This window comes from Streptomyces sp. NPDC002306, assembly GCF_053593435.1.
On sequence record NZ_JBSFCK010000006.1, the window covers coordinates 110,007 to 132,235 of the forward strand.

17 protein-coding genes are annotated in these 22,229 nt (G+C 73.1%); 9 read left to right on the plus strand and 8 right to left on the minus strand.

The features are described 5' to 3' along the window. Nucleotides 1-222: 222 nt before the first annotated feature. Nucleotides 223-681: an SPW repeat protein gene (locus ACWCQK_RS14530; RefSeq protein WP_451155454.1), complete on the plus strand. Its 459-nt coding sequence runs from the start codon at nt 223-225 to the stop codon at nt 679-681. A 78-nt stretch (nt 682-759) separates the two neighbouring features. Here ACWCQK_RS14530 and ACWCQK_RS14535 read toward each other — a convergent pair whose 3' ends face one another. Continuing rightward, nucleotides 760-1,551: an ArsR/SmtB family transcription factor gene (locus ACWCQK_RS14535; RefSeq protein WP_451155455.1), complete on the minus strand. Its 792-nt coding sequence runs from the start codon at nt 1,549-1,551 to the stop codon at nt 760-762. Nucleotides 1,552-1,778: 227 nt separating this feature from the next. Continuing rightward, on the minus strand, nt 1,779-3,233 hold the full coding sequence (locus tag ACWCQK_RS14540) for an APC family permease (protein ID WP_451155456.1): 1,455 nt from the start codon (nt 3,231-3,233) through the stop codon (nt 1,779-1,781). Nucleotides 3,234-3,360: 127 nt separating this feature from the next. Between ACWCQK_RS14540 and ACWCQK_RS14545 the strand changes: the two genes are divergently transcribed. From ACWCQK_RS14545 to ACWCQK_RS14560, 4 genes are all read left to right on the plus strand, one after another. Further along, nucleotides 3,361-4,557, plus strand: coding sequence for an ROK family transcriptional regulator (locus tag ACWCQK_RS14545; protein WP_451155457.1), 1,197 nt, complete (start codon nt 3,361-3,363; stop codon nt 4,555-4,557). Between the two features lie 144 nt (nt 4,558-4,701). After that, the gene (locus ACWCQK_RS14550) at nt 4,702-7,422 is read left to right on the plus strand and encodes a glycoside hydrolase family 2 protein (protein WP_451155458.1); all 2,721 of its coding nucleotides are present in this window, start codon (nt 4,702-4,704) and stop codon (nt 7,420-7,422) included. A gap of 328 nt (nt 7,423-7,750) precedes the next feature. Further along, on the plus strand, nt 7,751-8,014 hold the full coding sequence (locus tag ACWCQK_RS14555; protein ID WP_385779065.1) for a GlsB/YeaQ/YmgE family stress response membrane protein: 264 nt from the start codon (nt 7,751-7,753) through the stop codon (nt 8,012-8,014). A 250-nt stretch (nt 8,015-8,264) separates the two neighbouring features. Further along, entirely contained in the window at nt 8,265-9,146 is an 882-nt protein-coding gene (locus ACWCQK_RS14560; RefSeq protein ID WP_451155459.1) for a GNAT family N-acetyltransferase, read from the plus strand. An 18-nt stretch (nt 9,147-9,164) separates the two neighbouring features. Here ACWCQK_RS14560 and ACWCQK_RS14565 read toward each other — a convergent pair whose 3' ends face one another. Further along, complete coding sequence (locus ACWCQK_RS14565; RefSeq protein ID WP_451155460.1) at nt 9,165-10,136, minus strand: NAD-dependent epimerase/dehydratase family protein; 972 nt, start codon at nt 10,134-10,136, stop codon at nt 9,165-9,167. A gap of 149 nt (nt 10,137-10,285) precedes the next feature. On the opposite strand from ACWCQK_RS14565, the gene ACWCQK_RS14570 reads away from it, so the two are divergent. Next, nucleotides 10,286-10,993, plus strand: coding sequence for a TetR/AcrR family transcriptional regulator (locus tag ACWCQK_RS14570; RefSeq protein ID WP_451155461.1), 708 nt, complete (start codon nt 10,286-10,288; stop codon nt 10,991-10,993). 552 nt (nt 10,994-11,545) lie between these two features. Here ACWCQK_RS14570 and ACWCQK_RS14575 read toward each other — a convergent pair. Further along, complete coding sequence (locus ACWCQK_RS14575; protein WP_451155701.1) at nt 11,546-12,325, minus strand: GNAT family N-acetyltransferase; 780 nt, start codon at nt 12,323-12,325, stop codon at nt 11,546-11,548. A gap of 157 nt (nt 12,326-12,482) precedes the next feature. Between ACWCQK_RS14575 and ACWCQK_RS14580 the strand changes: the two genes are divergently transcribed. Next, nucleotides 12,483-12,965: a nucleoside deaminase gene (locus ACWCQK_RS14580; RefSeq protein WP_451155462.1), complete on the plus strand. Its 483-nt coding sequence runs from the start codon at nt 12,483-12,485 to the stop codon at nt 12,963-12,965. 60 nt (nt 12,966-13,025) lie between these two features. Here the strand turns inward: ACWCQK_RS14580 and ACWCQK_RS14585 are convergent, their stop codons facing one another. After that, on the minus strand, nt 13,026-13,754 hold the full coding sequence (locus ACWCQK_RS14585; protein WP_451155463.1) for a chaplin: 729 nt from the start codon (nt 13,752-13,754) through the stop codon (nt 13,026-13,028). Nucleotides 13,755-14,019: 265 nt separating this feature from the next. Between ACWCQK_RS14585 and ACWCQK_RS14590 the strand changes: the two genes are divergently transcribed. Continuing rightward, nucleotides 14,020-15,621, plus strand: a complete 1,602-nt coding sequence (locus tag ACWCQK_RS14590) for an alpha/beta hydrolase (RefSeq protein ID WP_451155464.1) — start codon at nt 14,020-14,022, stop codon at nt 15,619-15,621. 909 nt (nt 15,622-16,530) lie between these two features. Then, nucleotides 16,531-17,511, plus strand: a complete 981-nt coding sequence (locus tag ACWCQK_RS14595) for an ArsR/SmtB family transcription factor (RefSeq protein ID WP_451155465.1) — start codon at nt 16,531-16,533, stop codon at nt 17,509-17,511. 21 nt (nt 17,512-17,532) lie between these two features. Here the strand turns inward: ACWCQK_RS14595 and ACWCQK_RS14600 are convergent, their stop codons facing one another. The 3 genes from ACWCQK_RS14600 to ACWCQK_RS14610 form a co-directional block, all read right to left on the minus strand. After that, nucleotides 17,533-18,315: an alpha/beta fold hydrolase gene (locus tag ACWCQK_RS14600; protein WP_451155466.1), complete on the minus strand. Its 783-nt coding sequence runs from the start codon at nt 18,313-18,315 to the stop codon at nt 17,533-17,535. A gap of 73 nt (nt 18,316-18,388) precedes the next feature. Further along, complete coding sequence (locus ACWCQK_RS14605; RefSeq protein ID WP_451155467.1) at nt 18,389-19,525, minus strand: alpha/beta hydrolase; 1,137 nt, start codon at nt 19,523-19,525, stop codon at nt 18,389-18,391. Next, the gene (locus ACWCQK_RS14610) at nt 19,522-22,182 is read right to left on the minus strand and encodes a thioester reductase domain-containing protein (protein ID WP_451155468.1); all 2,661 of its coding nucleotides are present in this window, start codon (nt 22,180-22,182) and stop codon (nt 19,522-19,524) included. The genes ACWCQK_RS14605 and ACWCQK_RS14610 overlap by 4 nt, the downstream gene beginning before the upstream one ends. Between the last annotated feature and the right edge of the window lie 47 nt (nt 22,183-22,229).

A 22,229-nucleotide genomic window follows, 5' to 3' on the forward strand; every position in this document is an offset into this window, starting at 1 on the left:
TCCGTGGCTGGGACGGGAGTGGATTGGTCGGTGTTCGCGCGGCGGGACAGGTGGGGAGCGGCGGTCGCACAGGGGCAGCGGCGGTCGCGTGACGCACGGCCACCCCATCGGTCTCGCCACCCCCCTACACATAAGGGAGAAATAAGGGCAGAATGGACAGACACGGCACTTACCGCAACCGCATCAGACGCGGCCGGGCCTGCTATCCGAAGGAGACGAGTCATGGCCAACGTCTCGCCCACCAGAGGTGACATATCCACTCACCCCGACGTATCCGAGATGCGGGAGCGTTACGCCCGCATGCTCGGCGGTCGTGATGTGGCGCTCGTGGACGGACCGGTGTTCCTGCTCGGTCTGTACTGCGCCGTATCCCCGTGGATACTCCACTACACGACGAGCCAGCCCGCACTCGTGGCCCACAACCTGATCATGGGCATCGCGATCGGCCTGCTGGCCCTCGGGTTCACCGCCGCTCCGGCACGGATGTACGGGCTCAGCTGGGCCATGTGCGCCCTGGGCGTGTGGATGATCATCTCGCCATGGATCGTCGGCAGGAACCCCGACGCCGGCGTCATAGCGAACAACATCGTCATCGGCGCCCTGGCGCTGATCCTCGGACTGGTGTGCGCGGTCACGGCGGCCAGGACGGCAAAGACGGCAAGGAACGCTCACAGGCCATAAAAGTCTCGCAACTATCGCAGGAGGCGAGTCGAGAGGCCGGCCGGTCCGCGCGCCGCGGGCCGGCCCGCCCGTGCCCGCTCAGTCGTGGGGCACCAGCCACGGTTCCTGCGGCAGCGGACCGCCCGTCTCCAGAAGTGACTTGAGGTTCGACAGCACCGCCGGCCAGCCCGTGGACACGTCGGCGAGTTCACCTTCGCCCGACAGGTCCTCGTGGGTGACGGTGAGCCGGACGATGTCCTCGTGCGGCTGGATGTCGAAGGTGACCCTGGAGCACTCGTCCTCACTCCCCTCGCCCTCCGGTGCCGCCCAGGTGGTCACCAGCCGGGTCGGGCGTTCGCTGCTCACCACGGTGCCGACCACGTCGGCGACGCCGGAGCCGTCGGTGCGGACGTGCTCCCAGCGGGAGCCGGGCCGCCAGTCCGAGACGTTGGCGTGCCCCCAGTAGGAGGCGGTCAGGTCGGCGTCGGTGAGCGCGTCCCAGACCTTCTCGGGCGTGCTCGCGATGTAGGTGACGTAGACGAATCGGGGCTTGTCGGTCATGGCTTCCTCGGCTTGTCGCTTCACGGCGCCGAGCACGCGCAGTCGCGGGCGCTCGAACTTGTCGATCCACCGCTCCTGGATCTCCTGGAGCGGGACCGGATTGAGGTAGTGCAGCTTCTCCCGCCCCCGCCGCACGGTGGCGACCAGGTTGGCGGCCTCCAGGACGGACAGATGCTGGGTCACGGACTGCCGGGCCATGGCGATGTGCGCGCACAGCTCACCCAGTGTCTGCCCGTTGTCCTCGTGCAGCCGGTCCAGCAGCCGTCGGCGCGTGCCGTCGGCCAGCGCTTTGAAGACCTTGTCCGTCGCGGAGTCGTCGTCTGATCGCACACTCGACGTTATGCAGGTACATGCCTGCATGTCAAGCGCAGGTGTTCACCTGCATGTCGATAGGCACCGCGACACGGCACCGCGCGCCCGGGTGCCGCGTGGGCGGCTCCGGGCGCGCGGTGTGCCGGAACGGTGAGCTGGGGGGCGCGGGGGCGGCGATCCACGCCGCGAGGAAGGCGCTCGCCACCCAGAGGGGCGCGTGAGCGGCGTGCCGAGGGGCCGTCCGCTCAGGTGCCGGCGGGCTCTCCCTCCGGCGCGGGCGTCGTGGCGTACTCCTCGACGATCTCCCTCTCACCGAACGGCCACACCTTCTCCAGCCGCGCCCAGAGCAGGAACGCCACGCAGCCGAGGCCGACCCAGGCCAGGGACCATTCGATGGGATGGCGGCCCGGGGAGTTCCTGTCGGCGTAGCCGTAGATCACGCACCAGCCGATGAAGGCCACGATGCTCGGCAGCGGGTAGAGCCACATGCGGTACGGGCGGCGCAGGGTCGGCCGGCGCCTGCGCAGGACCGTCAGCGCGACGATCTGGGCGAGCGCCTGGACGATCACCATCACCGTGGTCAGGAGCTGGATCAGGGTCGCCAGGTCGGTGTGGCGGCCGATCAGGAAGCCGATCGCGGTGATCACGCCCATCGTGGCCAGGCCCAGCATGGGGAACCGGTGCCGGGGGTGCAACGTCCCGTACGGCCGGAAGAACACCCGGTCGCGGGCGGCGTCGTAGGGCACCCGCGAGCCGCCGAGTAGGCCGGTGAACACCGAGGCGAAGGCCGTGATCAGGATCAGTACGGTCACCGTGTCCGCGGCACCCTTGCCCCAGGTCTCCTCCAGCACCGCCGACGCCACCGAGGTGGAGGCGATGTCCTGCGGGTCCGTCATCCGGTGCCAGTCGATGACACCGAGCGTGCCGATCTGGAGCAGCAGGTAGATCGCCATGATGCCGAGGATCGAGAAGAGGATGGAGCGCGGCAGCGTACGGCCGGGATCCTTGATCTCGGCGCCCATGTAGGCGGTGGTGTTGTAGCCGAGGTAGTCGTAGATGCCGATGGTCAGGCCCGCGGCGAAGCCGAGCCAGAAGTGGTCGCTCGTGAGGTCGAAGGCGTGCGCGGGGTAGGTGAAGGCGAGGTGCGGGCTGAAGTCGGTGGCCGCCGCGACGATCACCAGCAGGACCGAGGCGATCATCACGGTCCACATCACGGCGGTGATGCGGGCGATGTGCTCGATGCCGCGCCAGAGCAGGAGCACCACCAGGGCGATGATCCCGAGGCCGATCACATCGCCGGCGGTCTGCCCCAGGTCGGGCGCCAGATAGCCGAGGTACTGGACGAAGCCGACCACGCCTGTGGACATGATCAGCGGGATGAAGAGCATCGCCGTCCACACGAACAGGAACGGCATCAGCCGCCCGGTGCGGTACTGGAAGGCCTGCCGCAGATAGACGTAGCTGCCGCCGGAACCGGGCATGGCGGCGCCCAGTTCGGCCCAGACGAGTCCGTCGCACAGTGCCAGCACGGCGCCCGCGACGAAGCCGATGGCGGCCTGCGGACCGCCGAACGCGGCGACCATCAAGGGGATCGTCACGAACGGACCGATGCCGCACATCTGGCTCATGTTGATGGCGGTGGCCTGGAACAGGCCGACGCGGCGGACGAAGCCACCCGAGGGTGGCGGGCTACCGGACATGGGGACTCCTGACGCGCGACAGGGACAGGTGCTCGCCCGGCGGGACCGAGTGGCCGAGTGGCCGATATAGTTAAGGAGACTTACTAGAGACGTCAAGTATGCGCGGGGAATGAACGAGAATGGTCCGATGTCCGCAAGTGACGCCGTAGAGCGAGCCGTAGAGCGGCCGGAGCCCTGGAACCGGCAACGCCTGCGCAGCACGAACGAGCGGCTCCTCCTCGACCGGCTGCGCGGCCTCGGCGCCGCGTCACGCGCCCAGCTGGCCCGCGAGACCGGGCTCTCCAAACCGACCGTGTCCAGCGCGCTCGCCTCGCTGAGGAGCGCGGGGCTGGTCCGCGAGGTCGGCACCCACGCTCCCGAGCGCGGCCGTACGGCGGTGCTCTACGCCCCCGACCCGGCCGCCGGGTACGCGCTGGGCGTGGACGTCGGGCGCGGCTGGCTGCGGGTGGCCGTCGCCGACCTGGACGGCACGCTGGTCGCCCGCGCCGACGTGCGCAACCGGGCCCGCGGTTCCGGCGCCCTGGCGGACCTGATCGTCTCCGCCGCCCGGCAGGTGGTGGCCAACTCCGGCGTGGAACCGGCCGACGTGGTGCACGGGGTGGTGGGCACACCCGGGGTGTACGACGAGAAGCAGCGCCGGGTGCGGTACGCGATGCATCTGCCGGGCTGGGGACGCGCCGGACTGCTGGACCGGCTGCGCGCGGACCTGGGCGTTCCGCTGGAGCTGCACAACGACGCCAACCTGGCCGCGCTGGGCGAGTACACCTACGGGGTCGGGGCGGGCAGCCGGCTGTTCGCGTACATCCTGATCGGCACCGGTCTGGGCATGGGGGTCGTCAGCGAGGGACGGCTGTTCACCGGCGCGCACGGGCTCGCCGGTGAGATCGGGTTCCTGCCCTGGCCGGGGCGGCGCGAGCCGGAACGGCTGGAGGACGCGGTGTCGGGGGAGGCCGTCGTGGAGGCGGCACGCGGGTTCGGGATGAGCGGGCAGCTCACCGCGAAAGCGGTGTTCGACGCGGCGCGGCACGGCAACCCGGCCGCGCGGCGGGCGGTGCAGCAGGAGGCCGAGCGGATCGCGCACACGGTGGCGGCGGCGGCCGCCGTGCTCGACCCGGACCTGGTGGTGCTCGGCGGGGGCGTCGGCCACAGCGTGGACCTGCTGCTGGGTCCGGTCCGGGACCATCTGCGCACGCTCACGCCGTTGCGCCCGAAGATATCCCCGAGCCGGCTGGGCGAGGACGCGGTGCTGCTCGGCGCGGTGGCGACGGCACTGGGGACGGCGCGTGACACGGTGTTCGAGCGCAGGTCGTCCGCCACGGCGTGAACCGTGTGGGCCCTGGTGGCGCGAACACGTCCGCCCACGGGCGGTGGTCATTGACACACCCCACCCGGCGTCCTAGCTTGAGCCGAGTTAGTAAAGTTTCCTAACTTTACTAGGCTTCCTGACTTTACGAGGCTGGAGACCGCCGTGTTCCCTCGCCCCGCCGCCCGCCACCGCCTCGCCACGTCCGCCGTGGCTCTGGCCCTGGTCTGCTCGCTCGACCCGGGCGCATGGGCCGGGGCCCGGCCTCCGGTGCCGCCGCCCGGGTCGTCCCGCGCCACCCGCGTCCCGGCCGCCGCGGGCACCGCCACCCCGCTCTCCGGCTGGGCGATCCAGTCGACGGCGAAGGTGGGCGACACACCGGCGGCCGTCTCCTCCCCCGGCTACCCGGCGACCGGCTGGCACCCCGCCGGGCCCCGTTCCACCGTCCTGGCAGCCCTGCTCGCCGACGGCGTGTACGCCGACCCGTTCTACTCGACCAACCAGCAGAAGATCCCGAAGGCCGACTTCCAGGTCCCGTGGTGGTACCGCTCCGACTTCACGGTCGCCGACCTCCGGCAGCGCACGTACCTCGACTTCAGCGGGGTGATCTCGGCGGCGGACGTGTACGTCAACGGTCGGCGGGTGGCCGGGGCCGCGGACGTCACCGGCGCCTACACCCACCACGAACTGGACGTCACCTCCCTCATCCGGGCGGGCACGAACACGGTCGCCCTCCGCGTCCGGCCCAACGAACCGAGCAGGATGCTGACCATGGGCTGGCTCGACTGGCTCCAGCCGCCGCCCGACCAGAACATGGGCATCGTGCGTGACGTCCTGGTCCGCCGCGGCGGCCCGGTCGCGCTGCGCGACGCGCACGTGGTGACGAAGCCCGCCGTGCCGTCGCTGGCGTCGGCCGACCTGACGGTGAAGGCGCGGGCCCGCAACGACTCCGCCGAAGCCGTCACGGCCGAGGTCGCCGGCCGCATCGGCGAGACGTCCTTCAGCAGGACCGTCACACTCGCCGCCCACGAGACGAGGACCGTCACCTTCACCCCCGCCGACGTGCCCGGCCTCCGGCTGACGGCGCCGAGGATCTGGTGGCCGGCGGCCATGGGCGAACAGCCCCTGTACGACCTGGACCTGACCGCTTCCGTCGCGGGCACGGTGTCGGACGGCACGCACGAGAGCTTCGGCATCCGCGACGTCCAGGCGACGCTGAACTCCGACGGCGCCCGCCAGTACCGGATCAACGGCCGCAAACTGCTGATCAAGGGCGGCGGCTGGTCACCGGACGAGTTCCTGCGCTGGGACTCCACCTACGTCGAGGACCGCCTGAAGTACGCCCTCGACCTCGGCCTCAACACCATCCGGCTGGAGGGTCACATCGAGCCGGACGAGTTCTTCGACCTCGCCGACCGGCTCGGCGTCCTCACCCTGCCGGGGTGGGAGTGCTGCGACAAGTGGGAGGGGCAGGTCAACGGGACCGAGAACGGCGAGAAGTGGGCCTCCGCCGACTACCCCGTCGCCAAGGCCTCGATGGCCGCCGAGGCGGCCCGGCTGCGCGACCACCCGAGCGTCATCTCCTTCCTGATCGGCAGCGACTTCGCGCCCGACGCCACGATCGAGAAGAACTACCTGGACGCCCTGGCGGCCGCCGACTGGCCGACCCCCGTGATCGCCGCCGCCTCCGACAAGTCCGCGCCACGGTCGGGGAGTTCCGGCATGAAGATGACCGGGCCCTACGACTGGATCCCGCCGCACTACTGGTACGCCAAGCGGGAAGGCGGCGCCACCGGCTTCAACTCCGAGACCAGCGCGGGCCCCGACATCCCCACCCTGGACACCCTGCGCCGGATGATGACCCCCGCCGAGCTGGACACCCTCTGGAAGAACCCGGACGCCAGGCAGTACCACCGCTCCCCGTCCGCCACCTTCGGCACGCTCAAGCTCTACGACAACGCCCTCACCGGCCGCTACGGCGCCCCGAGCAGCCTCACCGACTATGTGCGCAAGGCGCAGCTCGCCCAGTACGAGGCGGTGCGCGCCCAGTTCGAGGCCTACGGGCGCAACTCCACCGACTCCGCGAAGCCGTCCACCGGAGTGATCTACTGGATGTTCAACAGCGGATGGACGTCCCTGCACTGGCAACTGATGGATCGTTACCTCGACCAGGGCGGCGCCTACTTCGGCGCGAAGAAGGCGAACGAGCCGCTGCACGTCCAGTACTCGTACGACGACCGCTCGGTGGTCGTCGTGGACAACCGGCACGCCCCCGCCGAGGGACTCACCGTGCGGGCCACGCTCTTCGACCCCGACGGCACGCAGAGGTACGACACGACGGTCGAGGACGTGGCGGTCGACGGCGACGGCGCGCACACCACCGCACTGACGCTGCCGTCGTCGGTGGACGGACTGCCCGCCACGTACCTGGCCCGCCTGGTCCTGACCGACTCGGCCGGCACCGAGCTGAGCCGGAATGTGTACTGGCTCTCCACCAGGCCGGACACCCTCGACTGGGCCCGCACCGACTGGTACTACACACCGACGACCGCCTACGCGGACCTGAAGGGGCTCGCCTCGATGGCGCAGGCGCCGGTGTCGGCCACCGCGTCGACACGGTCCTCGGGCGACCTGTCGACCACGACGGTGACCGTGCGGGCCACGGGGAGCGCGAAGACCCCGTCGCTGATGACCGATGTCCATCTCGTGGACGCGGCGGGCCGGCCGGTCCTGCCGGTGCGGTGGTCGGACAACGACGTGAGCCTCTGGCCCGGTGAGTCGATGACACTGACCGCCACCTATCGCACGGCCGATCTGCACGGCTCCGCGCCGCGGGTACGGATCTCCGGCTGGAACACACCGGAGCGGACCGTCCCGGCGCCGTGACCGGACGGGGCCCGGCGCGGGCCGGGCCCCGGGATGCCAGCTCACCATCAGCGCCATGTCGACGACGACGAGCGACGTCCGAGGCGAACGGCGTCCGAGGGGGGGGAGCCCCTCCGTCGAACCTCCGTGAAGGGTGGGGACATCGCGGGTGCGTGTGCCAAGTCTTCGCGCGTAGAACGGACATGGGGGGGCTACACGCGTGGCGCGATCGAGGGCACATGGCGAATCTGTGCGTGAGCCATGGAGAACGGGCGACAACCGGAAGGGACTGCACCAGGCTCCAGCGGGCAGATGCAGTGCAGCGAGGGTCCGACACAGAGGGGCGGAAATGGAGATCTCCGGCATCGTCAGTGCCATCATCATCGGCATCATCATCGGTGTGCTGGGACGGCTCGTCGTTCCGGGGCGTCAGCGCATCGGCATCCTGTGGACGATCGGCGTCGGCATTCTGGCCGCGTTCGTCGGAGCGGCGATAGCCGCCGCGTTCGACGTGGCCGACACCGACGGCGTCGACTGGATCGAGTGGCTCATCCAGATCGGCCTCGCCGCACTGGGCGTGGCCGCGCTGGACCGGTCCCGGGCCCGGAGGTGAGGCGGGGCGCGACCGGCGCCACGCCGCGGTAGCCCGCGAGAGCCACGGCGGTCTCCCCGGGGAGACACGAAGGGGCGGCCCCCGCACCGGGGGCCGCCCCTTGCCACGCCTCGCCTCCCGCCGGGGCGGTGCGTCGCGGACCGGCCCCTCCCGGCCCGGGCCGCCGTAAATCCCGTTGCGGACGGCGGTCGTGTTGCAGTTGGCTGCTGCGGCTCGACCCGCCCACCGCGCCCACCGTGACGGAGCCGCCTTGTTCCCGCGCATCACCCCGCTCACCGACCCCGAACCCGGGCCGTCCAGCCGCCGCCTGGCCTGGCTGGCCTCCGAGGGGGACGGGGAGCCGGTCGGATCCGCGTTCCTGCGGCTGTTCACCCGGGCCGGACAGGAGCACCTGGCCGAGCTGGAGCTCGCGGTGCACCGTGCGCAGCGGCGGACGGGCGTCGGCACCCTCCTGCTGGACGCGGCCCTGGCCGCGGCGCGGTCGGAGGGCCGGCGGGCGGTGCTCTCCCAGGCCCGGCAGGGCTGCCCCGCCGACCTGTTCCTGGCCGCGCGGGGCTTCCGGCCGGTGCTGTCCCTGACGTACGCCCGGCTGCCGCTGGCCGACGCCGACCCCGCCGCGCTCGACGCGCTCGTCGGCCGCCCCCACCCGGGCTACCGGCTGACGGCGTGGGACGGCACCGTGCCGGCCGAGCTGGCGCGGACGTACGCCGACTCGCGGCGCGCCATGGACGACATGCCGACGCAGGACACCGACTACGGCACGGTCGTCTGGGACGTGGACCGGGTGGTCGCGGCCGCCGAGGCGGTCGCCCGGCGCGGCGATCTGCTGCACACCGTCGCCGCGGTGGACACGGCGGACGGCCGCGTCGTCGGCTTCAGCGAACTGGTCGTGCCCGGCGACGGCCTGGGCGACGGACAGCACTACGGCACGGCGGTGCTGCCGGAGCACCGCGGCCACGGCCTCGCCCGGTGGATGAAGGCGGAGTCGATCCGCCGGGCGCGCGAGCGGCATCCAGGACTGGGCGGGCTGCTCACCGACACGGCGGACGACAACGCGCCCATGCTCGCGGTCAACGACGCGCTCGGTTACGTCCCCACGCACAGGTCGGTGGAGTACCAGCACGATCTGTGAGCCGCCGGGGCACGGTCCTCACCTGGCCGCGAGCCACTCGCCGTACCAGGCCACCGTCGTGTCGACGGTCTGCGGGAGCGGTGTCGCGGTGACGCCGAAGGCCTCCTCGAAGGCGGTGGAGTCCATGATCTGCGGCTCCGTGTGCTGGTAGAACATCTCCGCGTACTCGGCCATGAACTGCTCGTCGAACGGGCCGACGGGGCGGGCCTCTTCGAGGATCGCGAGGTCCAGCGTGGCGCCCACCCGCTTCTCGATCATGGCGTGTATCTCCCGTGTGGTGACGGCGGGCGCGGTCGGCAGGTGCCAGACCCGGCCGTCGCCCTCCGGGTGCGCGCCGAGGGTGGCCAGGCCCGCGGCCACGTCCGCGATGTTCGTGTAGCTGTGCGGCAGGTCGATGTCCCCGAAGGCCATCACCTGTCCGCCGGTGAGCGCGCCGGGGAACACCGCGGCGCCCAGCGAGGAGTTGAGCACGCCCGGGCCGACGAAGTCGGCGGACCGGCCCAGGACCACCCTGGCGCGTCCCTCACGGTGCGCGTCGAGGTACTTCTCGTCGAGCTCGGCGCGCATCCGGCCCTTGCGGCTCGTGGCCCGCCACGGGGAGTCCTCCGTCATGACCGCTCCCCCGGTCTCGCCGTACGGGTAGAGCGTGTCCAGCACGACCAGCCGCGCGCCGGACGCCTCGACGGCGCTCAGGACGGCCTCCTGGATACGGGGCATCACCTCCACCTGGAGGTGATAGGCGACGTTCACGCAGTGGTACACGACCGCGGCGCCGGCCACGGCCGCCCGCGCCCCCTCGGCGGTGCTCACGTCGGCGGCGAACCGCTCCACGCCGTCGAGCGCCGGGCCCTCGCCCTTGCGGTCGACGAGGCGTACGGCGTGGCCCCGGCGGACCAGTTCGCCGGCGAGCGTGGTGCCGGCGGGACCGGCGCCGAGGACGGCGTGCAGGTCCTGCCCCTGGTTCCGGTTCACGTCGGTGACAGCAGACATGGCGATCTCCTCGGTCCGTGGTTCTCGGCTTCCGGCCCTGATGGCCAGTCGCTACAGTTAGAGACTGTAACTGTTGTGATGATGGCTAGCAAGTGTGGGGCATCCCGGCCTTCGTTAGGGTGTGTCGCGCACAGGAGAGAGGAGTCGCCGTGACCGGCACGGGGCAGAGCCCGAGGGCGCGCTATCGCGAGCAGACGCGCGCGGAGATCAAGGAGATCGCCCTGCGGCAGCTCGCCGAGGGCGGGACCGGGGCGGTGGCCCTGACCCGCATCGCCAAGGAGGTCGGGCTGTCGGGGCCCGCCCTCTACCGGTACTTCGACAGCCGCGACGCGCTGCTGACGGACCTGATCCGCGACGCCTACGCGGACCTGGCCACGGCCGTCGCCGAGGCCGCGGGCACCCTCGCCGAGGGCGGCGGGGCCCGCGCCCGGCTCCAGACACTCGCGGACGTCTGCCGTAAGTGGGCGGTGGCCCAGCCGCACCGCTATCTGCTGATCGAGGGAACCCCGGTGCCCGGCTACACCGCGCCCCCGGACACGCTGGACAGCGCGCGGGCGGTGCTCGGCCCGTTCCTGCCGGCCTTCGCCGGGGCCCGGCCGTCGGCTGCGGTGCGCCCCGTCGTGGCGCAGATGTCGGTGTGGGCGGAGCAGGACGCGGCGGTCGGCGAGTGGGCCCGCGGCGCGGTGCCCGCCGGGGACGAGGGGGTCGCGCTGGCCGGTGGGGTGCTCGTCTGGGCACAGCTGCACGGGGCGATCGGCCTGGAGGTGTCCGGCCAGTTCAAGGGCATGGGCCATGACGGGGGCACCCTGCTCACGGCCCAGGTCGACGCCCTGGCGGACACGTTCGACCTGGCCTGACCGTCACGGCACCACGGCGCGCGCCTCCGCGGCCCGATGTCCGCGTGCGCGCCCGTACCCCGGGCCTCGGCGGCCGGGGCGCGGCCCGCACCCGGTCCGGCCCCCGCCGGGCCGGGGCCGGCCGCCCTCCGCGCACACAGCGCCGCGGTGCGTCGACGGCTCGGGGCGCGAGGGCCGGTCGGGGCGGTGCCCCCTCCTGGTCCGGACCGGCGGGCTCGGCAGTCGGCCGGGTGAGGGACGGCACGGCCGTATCCGCGGGGTGCGCCATGTTCCGGCGGCGGCAGCCGGTCGGGGCGCGGCCGCTGGCCAGGCCGCTCCGGCGGGTCTCGGCGGCCGGGCGCATCGCCTCGGAGCGTCACGACACCGGCTCCGCCCCGACCGGCCGGCGGCCCGGACGCGGCCGCCCCTCCGCGCGAGCGTCGGGTGAGGGACGGCTCGGCCCTGACGCGGGCGCGCCCTCCGCGCGAGGCGGTCGTCACCGGACGACCGGCGAGGCCCGACCCGGTCGGTTCGTGAACAGGCCTCGCCCCGACCCGTCGGCGCGTCCGGGTGCTACGGCGCGTACATGTACGGCGTCGTCGTGCTCAGGGGTGTGAAGCCGAGGCGTTCCAGGATGGGGCGGCTGTCGGCGGAGGCGTCGACCTGGAGGTAGCGGTAGCCGAGGCCGGCGGCGATGCGGGCGCGGTGGGCGACCAGGGCGCGGTAGACGCCCTGGCCGCGCCAGGCCTCGACGGTGCCGCCGCCCCACAGTCCGGCGAACGGCGTGCCGGGGACCAGTTCCATGCGGGCCGAGCTCACCGGCTCGTCACCGGCGACGGCGACCACCGCCACGAGGGAGTCCGGGTCGGCGCCCAGGCGGGCGACCAATTGGTGGCGCAGCCGGGTGCCGTCCGTGCCGAACGCCTTCTCGTGCGCCTCGACCATCAGGTCGACGCCCGAGGCGTCGGTGACGGGGAGGAGGCGGACTCCGGCGGGCGGCTCGGCGTCGAGGGACAGGCTCGCCGTCTCGGCCACCACCAGCGTCTCCTCCGGCTCGGGCGTGAACCCGGCCGCCAGGAGCCGCCGCCCGAGGTCGGCCGGCAGGTCGTGGGCGTAGAGCTTCCACTCGAAGGCGCGGCCCAGCCCGGTGAAGTACGCGATCTGCTCGGCGATCGCCGCGTCCGCGCCCGCCGCGTCCAGCGCCGACCAGATGATGCCGTTCCAGCCCTGCGCGGAGGAGGCGACGTGACGGACCACCTGACCGGTGTGCTCGACGCGGGCGTCGGGGCCGTCGGGGCGGACTCCTTCGCGCATGACCCGGTCGTAGAGGGCGAGTACTGCCGCGTGATCCAAGTGACTCATGGGTCGACTTCAGCAGTCTGGACCGGCCGCCTCAACGCATTTACGACCGGCACGCCCTCGCGCCGTCCCCGGATGAGCCCCGGCGGGCCGCCCGCGGCACGTAGCCTGCGGCTCCGGATCACGGGACGGACGACGAGAGGTGTGCGCCATGGTGAAGGACGCCGAACTGCCGTATCTGCGGCGGTGCGTGGAACTGGCCGCCGAGGCGCTGGCGGCGGGCGACGAACCGTTCGGGTCGGTCCTGGTGGGCGCGGACGGCTCCGTACTGGCGGAGGACCACAACCGGGTGGCCTCCGGCGACCGTACCCGGCACCCGGAGTTCGAGCTGGCCCGCTGGGCGGCGGCGCGGATGACCGTCGGGGAGCGGGCGGCGGCGACCGTCTACACGTCCGGCGAGCACTGCCCCATGTGCGCGGCCGCGCACGCCTGGGTGGGCCTCGGGCGCATCGTGTACGTGGCCTCGTCCGAGCAGCTGGCGGGCTGGCTCGGCGGATGGGGGGTGCCCGCGCCGCCGGTGCGGAGCCTGCCGGTCGGCGAGATCGCTCCCGGGGTGGCCGTGGACGGGCCGGTGGACGCGCTGGTCGAGGAGGTACGCGCCCTGCACCGGCGCTTCCACCGCGGCGACGCCTGACGGAGGGCCCCGCCCGTGAGGCCCTCCGCCGGGCACGCCGAACCGGGGGAAACGGTTCGGTCAGCGCTCCGCGCCCGGCCGGTTACGCCGGTAGAGGGCGGCTCCGCCCAGGACCAGGGCGGCGCTGGCGGCCAGGGCGGGCAGCGCCTGGTCCGCTCCCGTGTGGGCGAGGGAGCCTTCACCGGAGTCGTACGACATGGCCCGCGGCTTCTCGGGCGCCGGCGGGATGACCCGGTCCACCGGCTTCGGGGTGACGGGCCGCACGGGCTCGGCAGGGGATTCCCCGGAGGTGTTCGTGGACACGTTGCCGACGGACGCGTTGCCCGCGCCGACCACGGTCACGGCGTTCCCGCTGACGTTCACCGGCAGGTGAACGGGGAGCTCCAGGCCGTTGCCGGAGAGGAGGCCGGGCGAATCCGCCGCCTCACCGTGCGCGACAGCGCCGCCCTTCGTCGCGGACCCGCCGGGCGCCGCCGCTCGGCCCGACGCCGCTCGGCCGGACACCGTTCGACCGGGGGCCCCGGCGCGGACCGCCCCGGCCTCGGCGGAGTCACGGTTCGCGCAGGTGTTGCCCGCGGCCGGGTTCAGCAGCCCCACCACGTTCACCGTGTTGCCGCACACGTTCACCGGCACGTGTACCGGCAGCTGAATCGCGTTGCCGGAGATCACACCCGGCGAACCGGCCGCGGAACCGTCCGCCGCGGAACCGGCGTAAGCGGGAATCGTGACCGCCATCGCGCCGGAGGCGGCGGCTACGGCGATCACACCGTTTCGGGTAACCCGTCTCATAGCTTCCCTGCCTTCCAGACATCGTCGCGGGCGCTCGCCCGCACCGGGTAGAACGCGGCTCGAACCACCGGAGTTATGGCTGATCGCCCCTTCACCCCATCGAGCGTCACGACACTCGAACTGGCTGCAATACGGTCATACCGGCGTCAACGGCGGCAGGGGGGCGAAAAGAGGATTGTTCGCCCGGAGGCGAGGATTCCGGGGTCCGCCTATCGTGAGCGGAAGTACGCGCCCCGGACCGTTGTGGGGCGCCCTGGAGGCACCGATGCCGGCAAAGCTGTCCACGCGTCCCCCGGTACGGCGCCGTGCGCTGGTCGGGGCCGTCGGGCTGGCCCTGCTGGGTGCCGGGCTGCCGACGGCGGTCGCGGACGGGGTCGAGAACGGCCTGTCCCGGTTCTACCACCAGAAGATCACCTGGTCGGCGTGTCCGGGGCACGGCATCCCCGCGGATCTGCGGTGCGGGAAGGTCACGGTCCCCCTCGACTACGCGCGCCCCGCCTCCGGCGCGCTCGACCTGGCCCTGGCCCGCTACGGGACGACGGGGAAGTCGCACGGTTCGGTGCTGCTCAACTTCGGTGGCCCGGGCGGCTCCGGGGTCGACGAACTGGCTTCCGGCGGCAAGGACTTCATGGGCCTGACGAACGGCTACGACGTGGTCTCCTTCGACCCCCGCGGCGTCGGCCGGTCCTCGCCCGTCAGCTGCGGTGCGGGCCGGCCGGATGCCCCGACGGCCACGAAGGAGACACCCAGCGGTCTGGAGGACCCCCAGGCCGCCCTCGGGCAGCTGCAACGCGCGGCGCAGGCGTGCGCCCGCTACTCCGGGCCCGTGCTGCCCCACATAGGCACGGTGAACTCCGCGCGGGACCTGGACGTCATCCGCCAGGCCCTCGGCGACAAGAAGCTCAACTACCTCGGGTTCTCCTACGGAACCCGGCTGGGCGCGGTGTACGCGGCGCAGTTCCCGGACCGGGTGGGCCGGATGGCGCTCGACGGGGTGGACACCCTGACCGAGTCGCTGGCCGAGCAGGGGGTGGCGGCGGCCGCGGGTCAGCAGGTCGCGCTGGAGGACTTCCTCCGCTGGTGCGTGAAGGACCTCTCCTGTCCGTTCGGGCAGGACGCGCGCAAGGCCAGGGAACAGATCGTGCAGGTGGTCCGCTCGCTCGACGTGGAACCGGCGCCGACCGGCTTCGGGCCGCCGTTCTCCGGCCAGGATCTCGTGAGCGCGCTCGGCACGGGGCTCTACAGCAAGAAGCTCTGGCCCCTGCTGGAACGGGCCCTGGCCGAACTCGTCGAGGACGGCGAGCCGCACGCGATCATGGGGTTCTCCTCCGGCGGCCTGAGCCTCCGAGCGCGGCACGAGAGCGGTGAGCCGCCCTCCGGGCACCGGCCCGACGGCGGCCTCGTCGACCAGGCCGACATCCCCGTCGACAACCTGTCGGCGGCACTGGTGGCGATCAACTGCGCGGACGATCCCGACCGCCCCTCCGCCGCGCAGGTCACCAAGGACCTCGACCGGCTGCGCGGCGCGTACGACCAGGCGTCTCCCGTGTTCGGCAGGTACCGGCTCGCCCAGGTGCTGATGTGCTACGGCCGCCCCAGGGGCACGGACTACATCCGCGACGACGTCAAGAACGTGGACACGCCGAAGATGCTCCTGGTCGGCACCCGCGGCGACCCGGCGACGCCGTACCGCTGGGCTCTGGAGACGGCGAAGCGGCTGGGCCCGTCGGCCGTGGTGCTCGACAACAAGGGCGACGGGCACACCGGGTACACGTCGTCGAAGTGCGTGCACGGGAAGGTCGACGCGTTCCTGCTGTACGGCTCCCTGCCGGCCGACGGCAGCTCCTGCGGCGCCGACGACGACTGACCCGGGCACACGATCCGCGCGAGACCCCACAGCGCGGATCCGTCACGGCGTCCCGCCGCTCGTCCCTGCCGGACGGGGAAGTGCCGCCTCCCGCATGCCGACCCCTACATGCCCATGACCAGGGAGCACCGCAGATGCACCGCCGACTCCGCGCGCGTAGGGCGTCACCGTCCCGGCCGCCGCGCTCCTGCTGTCCGCTGCCGCCGCCGTCCTCGGCCCGATCCCGGCCGCACCGCAGAGCCGGGCCGTCGCCGGGCCCAGCGGGTGCCCTGAGCGGGCCCTCACGCCGCGGGCCGTGTCCCGGCCCGGGAATCCGGCGGTCGTGCGCGTGAGCGTGACCGACCACGGCCGGTCCGTGTGCGCCGTGCACCGGATCCGCACGGTCGTCTTCGCCGGCCTGGACGGCGCGGCGCTGCCCCTGGCCTCCACGGCGGGCGGGACGTTCCGGCCGGCTCCGGGCCGGACGGCGTACGCGGCCGTCCGCACGATCGCCGGGCCGGCCGACCCCGGGGCCCGCGCGGTGGACACGCTGACCGTGGCCGCGTGTTCGCGGCGGCGCGGCTCGGGGCGGGCGGCGCGATCCGGGTGTGGGAGCCGGTGGCGACGTCCTGGCAGCGCTCGGCCGCGGCGGCGGACCGGGGGCTGGACCACGGCTGACGGATCACCCCGTCGCCGCTCCCCGTCCGCCGGGCCACGCGCCGGGGACGCCCACGGCGACGTCCCCGGCCGAGCCCCTTCCCCCCGCGAGACCGCCGCCCCCTCGTCGGCGAACTCGGCCCTGCCGCGCGGGCACATCCTGACCCAAAGTCAGTCGGATCTGCCACATCCTTCAATCTCCATGGAAGTTGCCTGGTCCGTACCGGAACGGGAAGGCTAGATTGCGGAGGGAAGCCGAGGGGAGGAGTCGGCGTGCTGCGGCTGCATTTCTCGGGTCACGATCTGGCCCGCACACGTATCGCCGCCGGGCCCGATCCGTTGTGGGAGGTCGTCCTCAGCACCCACCTGCTCGGCAACCGGGACGGGCCCGCCATGTTCGACCCGTGGCGCGCCCAGGCACGTGAGGCACTGCGCCCGCTGCCCGGCTGGATGCCCCGTCTGCTGCGCACGGTGGCCCCCGCCCACGGCGACTTCCCGGACTTCCTCACCCCGCAGGAGGGCCAACAGGGCCTGACCGAGGGCATCGAGGCCGTACTGAGGACACCGCGCGGCCGGCTGCGCCGGGAACTGCTGGCCCTGGGCCCGCTGTCGGATCACGCGTCGGACCTGGTGCGCGGGGACACCGAGGCGCTACGGGCCCTGGGCGCCGCGCTGCGCACGTATCACGACACGGCCCTGCGGCCGCACTGGGCCCGCCTGGCCACGCAGGCGGAGGCCGACCGGTCGGTGCGCGCCCGGGCCTTCATGCGGGGCGGCGTCGAGGCCGTCCTGAACAGCTTCCGGCCGCTGCTGCGCTGGCGTCCGCCGGTGCTGGAGGCCGACTACCCGCTGGACCGGGACCTTCATCTGGGCGGCCGCGGACTGCTCCTGATCCCCTCGGTGTTCTGCTGGCGCCGGCCGGTCACCCTGGTCGACCCGCGGCTGCCGCCCGTGCTGGTGTATCCCGTGGCCCGCACCGCCGACTGGTGGAGCGGGCCCACGCCGGAACCCGGACGGGACCGGCTGGCCGGACTGCTGGGCGTGAGCCGGGCCGCCATCCTGCGGGCCGCGGCCGACGGCTGTTCGGCCGGCGAGCTGGCCCGCCGGGCCGCGGCCTCACCGGCCGCGGCCAGCCACCACCTGCGGGTCCTGCGGGAGGCCGGACTCGTCACGGCGACCCGGCGGGGCACCACCATCCTCTACTCCCTCACCCCGGTCGGCCACGCCCTCCTCGCCGAGAACCCGGCCGCCTGAACAAGCCCGGTCCGGTGACCCTCAAGCCGCCGGGCCGGTCACGAACCGGTCGATCGCCGCGGTGAGTTCGGCCGGCTTCTCCAGCGGAAGTTCGTGACCGGCGTCGAGGATGCGGACCTCCGCGTCCGGGTACGCCTTCGCCATCCGCAGCATCTGCTGCACCGGCAGCTGGATGTCGTAATAGCCGTGGACCAGCAGGGTGGGCGTGCGGATCTCGCCGACCCGGTCCAGGACGTCGAAGGCCCGCATGGCGCCGTACAGCGTCATCACGACCTCGCGCGGGGTGTCCGCGGAGCGGCGCACGTACTGCCGGATCTCCTCGCGCGGGTACCCGGGGGCGAACGCGCGCTGGATGTTGGTGGCCACGAACAGCTTGAAGGGCACGAGGGTGGAGGCCGCCATCAGCAGGCCGCGGCCCCGGCTGTAGGTCATCCGGCTGATGGAGTTGACCAGCACCATGCGCTCGACCCGTTCGGGGTGTTCGAGGGTGATGGTCTGGGAGATCATCCCGCCCATGGAGTGACCGACCGGCACGAACCGTTCGATCTTCAGATGGTCGAGCAGGGCGAGGACGTCGTTCGCGAGTTCCGCGATCGTCCGCACCCCCGCCCCGCCGCTGTCGCCGTGCCCGCGCAGGTCGAGGCGGACCACCCGGCGCCGCTCGGCGAAATGCGCCACCTGGTGGTCCCAGCGGTGCCGGTCGGCGGTCCACCCGTGGATGAACACCAGGGGCACGCCCTCACCGTCGCGGGGGCCCTCGTCGTCGTACGTCAGGGCTGCGCCGTCGACTTCGAACTGCGGCATGGGGTGCCTCCTGGAGTGCGGTCCGGCCGATCCGGTTACCGACCGGTACGGTAACCGCCCATCCCCGTGAGCGTCACCGCCGTTCGCCGAGGAATTCCAGGATGTGTCCGAACACGTCGAGGGCGGCTCCCCGGCCCAGGAACGTGTCGAGGTGTCCGTAGCCCGGGATCTCGGTGTACGTCACGTCCAACTGCGGCTGCCGACGGGCGAGTACGTCCCGGCACAGCTCCTGCGAGTCCAGCCACAGCCCGTTCTCGCCGCCCGCCAGGAGCAGCACCGGGGTGTCGATGCGGCCGGCCGCGTCCAGCGCGTTGGGCGGCAGGGCCCGGTAGCGGTGGTCGGTGTCGTGCCAGCGGACCACGCTGCGGGCCAGCTCGATCCGGCGCAGGTGGGGCAGGATCCACAGCGGCGCGGGGCCGAGCAGCTCCGCGAGCCGGTCGTGGGTGGCGTCCGACAGGTTCTCGTGCACGAAGAGGGACGCGCCCGTGCCCCAGGCCGAGTTGTGCAGGATCTGGCAGGTCGGGTCGGGACAGTTCGCCCCGCGCGAGGCCAGCGCGAACAGCGGGGTGTACCTCGACCACAGGCCGACCTTGCGGAAGTCGACCGGGATGTGGTCGATCCGGGTCTTCAGCAGCTCCCCGGCCACCGTCATCCGCAGGGAGGTGCGGCCCGCGAGCTTCGGTGTCAGGAAGACCCCCTGGGACACCACGCCCGCGAGACCCGGCACCAGACCCGCCGTCATGCTCAGCGACAGGGTGAGGGAACCGATGCAGTGGGCGACCACGAACAGCGGGCGGTCACCGATGCGTTCGCGGATGTGAGAGACGGCCCCGGGGATGTCGTACAGGGCCACGTCGTCGTAGGTGTACCGCTGTCCGGTCTCGTTGTACGGCAGCCGGCAACTGCCCCGCCAGTCCAGCAGCCACGGCTCGTACCCCTCGTCGACCAGGACGTCGACCAGGTTCCGGGTCTCGGGCTGGAGGAACATGTCGGCGGACGCGGTGTGCCCGTGCAGGAGCAGTACGGCGGGGCGGCCGGCGTCGCCGGTCTCGACGCGGGTCAGGCCGAGGCGGACGCCGTCGGCGGCCCGCAGCGGGATCTCCTCGACGGCCGCCGGGCCGAGACGGTGGCGCAGCGGGCGCGGGGCGGTGGTGGTGCGGACCCTGCGCAGCGCCGGCCTGGCGACGGTGGAACGGGTCTTGAAGATCATCGCTGGTGCTCCGTGAGGGTGGGGGTGCGGCGCAGGTCGAGCAGGTCCGCGGCGGCCCGGGTGAACGGGCCGAGCAGCCCGAGGCCCATCTCCCGGCCGAACCAGGCCAGCCAGGTCAGCTTGGCGGCCCGCTTCTCCTGGCCGGTCAGGTGCGGGGCGACCTGGATGCCGTCGATCTGGTCGCGGACGTAGGAGTCGGCGGGCACGACGACCTCGCCCGCCAGTGCGGCCGGCGCGCCGTCGCGGCCGATCTCGACGGTCAGTGCCCGGGTCTGCCGCCACAGGTCGCGGCGGGCCCGGGCGGACTTGTGGCCCTCCAGCCACCACAGTCCGCCGTCCGCGTCACGCAACGTCAGCCGGTAGCGCAGGAGTTGGTGGCGCAGGCCGTGCCGCTGCGGGATGCCCTCCTCGGGGCGGACCCAGACGTCGCCGTGTTCGACGGTCAGCGGTTCGGGGTGGACGGCGGGGCACCGCACCTCACCGGCCACGTCCACCCGGCGCTCCTTGACCAGCTGGTACATGCTCGCGATGGAGAGCGTGAGCGTCATCGAGCAGGCGGATCCGGTGCCGCCGGTGCCACGGCCGAGGCCGCCGCCCGGGCGGTCGTCGCCGTCGTGCCGGCCTTCGTGTTCGCCTACGTCCTGGCCTTCGCGCCGGCCGTCGTGTCGGCCTTCGATCGGGCGTACGCCGCCTTCGGTGGTCTCGGTGAACCACAGGTAGGGCTGGTCGTCGCGGTGCGGGAGACGGGCCAGGCCGTCGCCCGCGAGGCTCTCGAACGTCCTCAGCTGCGCCCGGGCGTCGTAGCGGGCCGCGGCCGGCAGGCCGAGCGCCCGGACCAGCGCGGCGGTGCGGTCGTCGGCGGCGGCCGGGCCCTTCAGGGTCGCCTCGCACAGCCTGAGCGCGGTCGGGCTGGTCAACACCCGGTTGAGGAAGCCGAGTTCGGGCACGGGATCGGTTTCGAGGCGGGCCAGGGCGTCGGTGCGCCACTCGTCCCAGTCCCGCACGCGCACGTGCATGCCGCCGAACGCCATGTCCCGTACGACGTCGTCGAGGGTGTTGGGTACGCCGGTGAGGTTGTAGTCGAAGCCCCAGGCGTCGGGCTCACAGACGACGGCGACCGCGACCCGGCTGACCCAGTCCACCGGGGCCGCGTTGAGGTAACGGAAGGCGGGCACCGTGCGGAAGCGGCCGAAGGCGGAGATCAGGCCGCTGCTGAGGTCCTGCGGGTTGTAGGCGCCGGTGCCGGTGTGACCGGCGATGCCGCCGGGACGCAGCGCCGACACCACCAGGCCATGGTCGCGGGCACGCCGCAACGCGACCTCGGCGGCCCACTTGGACTGGTCGTAGCCCGCGACGAGTCGGTCGACATGGGCGAGCGGGTCGTCCTCGCCCATGGAGGTGATGCCGACCTCGTTGAAGACCGCGATGGAGGAGATGTGGTGCAGAGGCTTGGGCCTCCCGGTCGCGGCGAGTTCGGCCAGGGTCAGCGCGCCGAGCACGTTGCTGCCGCGCAGCGACGGGTAGCCGCGCAGGAAGTCGACGGCCGCCGCGACGCCGACGACGCTGTCCAGTTCGTGCGTGAGGGTGTGCCACAGCTCCTCGGACAGGCCGAGGCGCGGCCGGCGGATGTCGCCGGGCAGCACGGTGATCCGGCGGCGGACCTCCGCCGACCAGGGCAGCCGGTAGCCGCGCAGTTGCGCACCGAGCCGGGCGACGGCCGCCTCCTCGTCGGCGGCGCGGACCAGGCAGTAGACGTGCGCGTCGCTGTGCCGCAGCAGGTCCAGCAGCATGTGGCCGCCGAGGAATCCGGTGGCGCCGGTCAGCAGGATCCGCCGCGGCGGCGACGGCTCGGGCACATCGGTGAACGGCAGCCGGTCGGCGAGCGCGAGATCGGCCAGGATCTGGTCGAGATCCTCACGGCGCGCCCGGGTGTGCGGCGCGTGGGGGGCGCCGGACAAGGGGGCGGCAGCGAGGACCGCGGGGGCGGTCCTCGGGTCCGGGACGGGAAGGGTGCGGGGCGCGGAGGCGGGGAGGGGGTTCGGGGGCGCCGTGGCCGTCCGGGACACGGAGGCTGTGGGGGGCCCGGGGAGGACCGGGACGGTGGCCGCGGCTTCCGTGGCCGGAGCGGGATTCGCGGGGGCCCCGCCGGCCGCCAGCCAGCGCCGGGCGAGGCTGATCGGGCGGGCGTCGGCGAACACGTCGTCGAGGTCGAGCTCCATGCCCAGGTCGCGTTCCAGCTCCGCGACGAGTTCCACGGCGTGGACGGAGCTTCCCCCGGCGTCGAAGAAGTCGGCGTCGGGCGCGAGACGGCCCTCGGGCAGGTGGCGGCCCGCCGCGTCGGCGATGGCCGCCGCGAGCCCGTCCACGTCGGACGGCGGGGCCGGCGCCAACGCCGGAACCGAGGTCGCCGCCTCGGTCTCAGCCGAGGCCGCGACCGGAGTCCCGGCCGGAACCACAGGCGCCGCGGACACCTCCGGCACCTCAGATGCCTCGGGCGCCCCGGGCGCCGGCTGTGTCCCGGCCGTGGACGGCTGGGGCTTCGTGTCCCCCGCCGCCACCTTGGCCAGCAGGTCGGTCACGCTGAGTCCGCCGCCGCCCCGTTCGATCGACTCGGCGACCGAACGTCGCCGCCCGGCTTCCTCGTTCACGTCACGCATGAGAGCCCTTCACGTTGTGCACGGTCCTTTCCGTCATGGCCGCCTCG

Bases quoted from the DNA above. Each gene is read 5' to 3' on its own strand.
- ACWCQK_RS14580 (WP_451155462.1), top strand. From the start codon at position 12,483: ATGGTGAAGGACGCCGAACTGCCGTATCTGCGGCGGTGCGTGGAACTG.
- ACWCQK_RS14555 (WP_385779065.1), top strand. From the start codon at position 7,751: ATGGAGATCTCCGGCATCGTCAGTGCCATCATCATCGGCATCATCATC.
- ACWCQK_RS14545 (WP_451155457.1), top strand. From the start codon at position 3,361: ATGTCCGCAAGTGACGCCGTAGAGCGAGCCGTAGAGCGGCCGGAGCCC.
- ACWCQK_RS14600 (WP_451155466.1), bottom strand. From the start codon at position 18,315: ATGCCGCAGTTCGAAGTCGACGGCGCAGCCCTGACGTACGACGACGAG.
- ACWCQK_RS14610 (WP_451155468.1), bottom strand. From the start codon at position 22,182: ATGCGTGACGTGAACGAGGAAGCCGGGCGGCGACGTTCGGTCGCCGAG.
- ACWCQK_RS14565 (WP_451155460.1), bottom strand. From the start codon at position 10,136: ATGTCTGCTGTCACCGACGTGAACCGGAACCAGGGGCAGGACCTGCAC.
- ACWCQK_RS14585 (WP_451155463.1), bottom strand. From the start codon at position 13,754: ATGAGACGGGTTACCCGAAACGGTGTGATCGCCGTAGCCGCCGCCTCC.
- ACWCQK_RS14530 (WP_451155454.1), top strand. From the start codon at position 223: ATGGCCAACGTCTCGCCCACCAGAGGTGACATATCCACTCACCCCGAC.
- ACWCQK_RS14540 (WP_451155456.1), bottom strand. From the start codon at position 3,233: ATGTCCGGTAGCCCGCCACCCTCGGGTGGCTTCGTCCGCCGCGTCGGC.
- ACWCQK_RS14605 (WP_451155467.1), bottom strand. From the start codon at position 19,525: ATGATCTTCAAGACCCGTTCCACCGTCGCCAGGCCGGCGCTGCGCAGG.
- ACWCQK_RS14590 (WP_451155464.1), top strand. From the start codon at position 14,020: ATGCCGGCAAAGCTGTCCACGCGTCCCCCGGTACGGCGCCGTGCGCTG.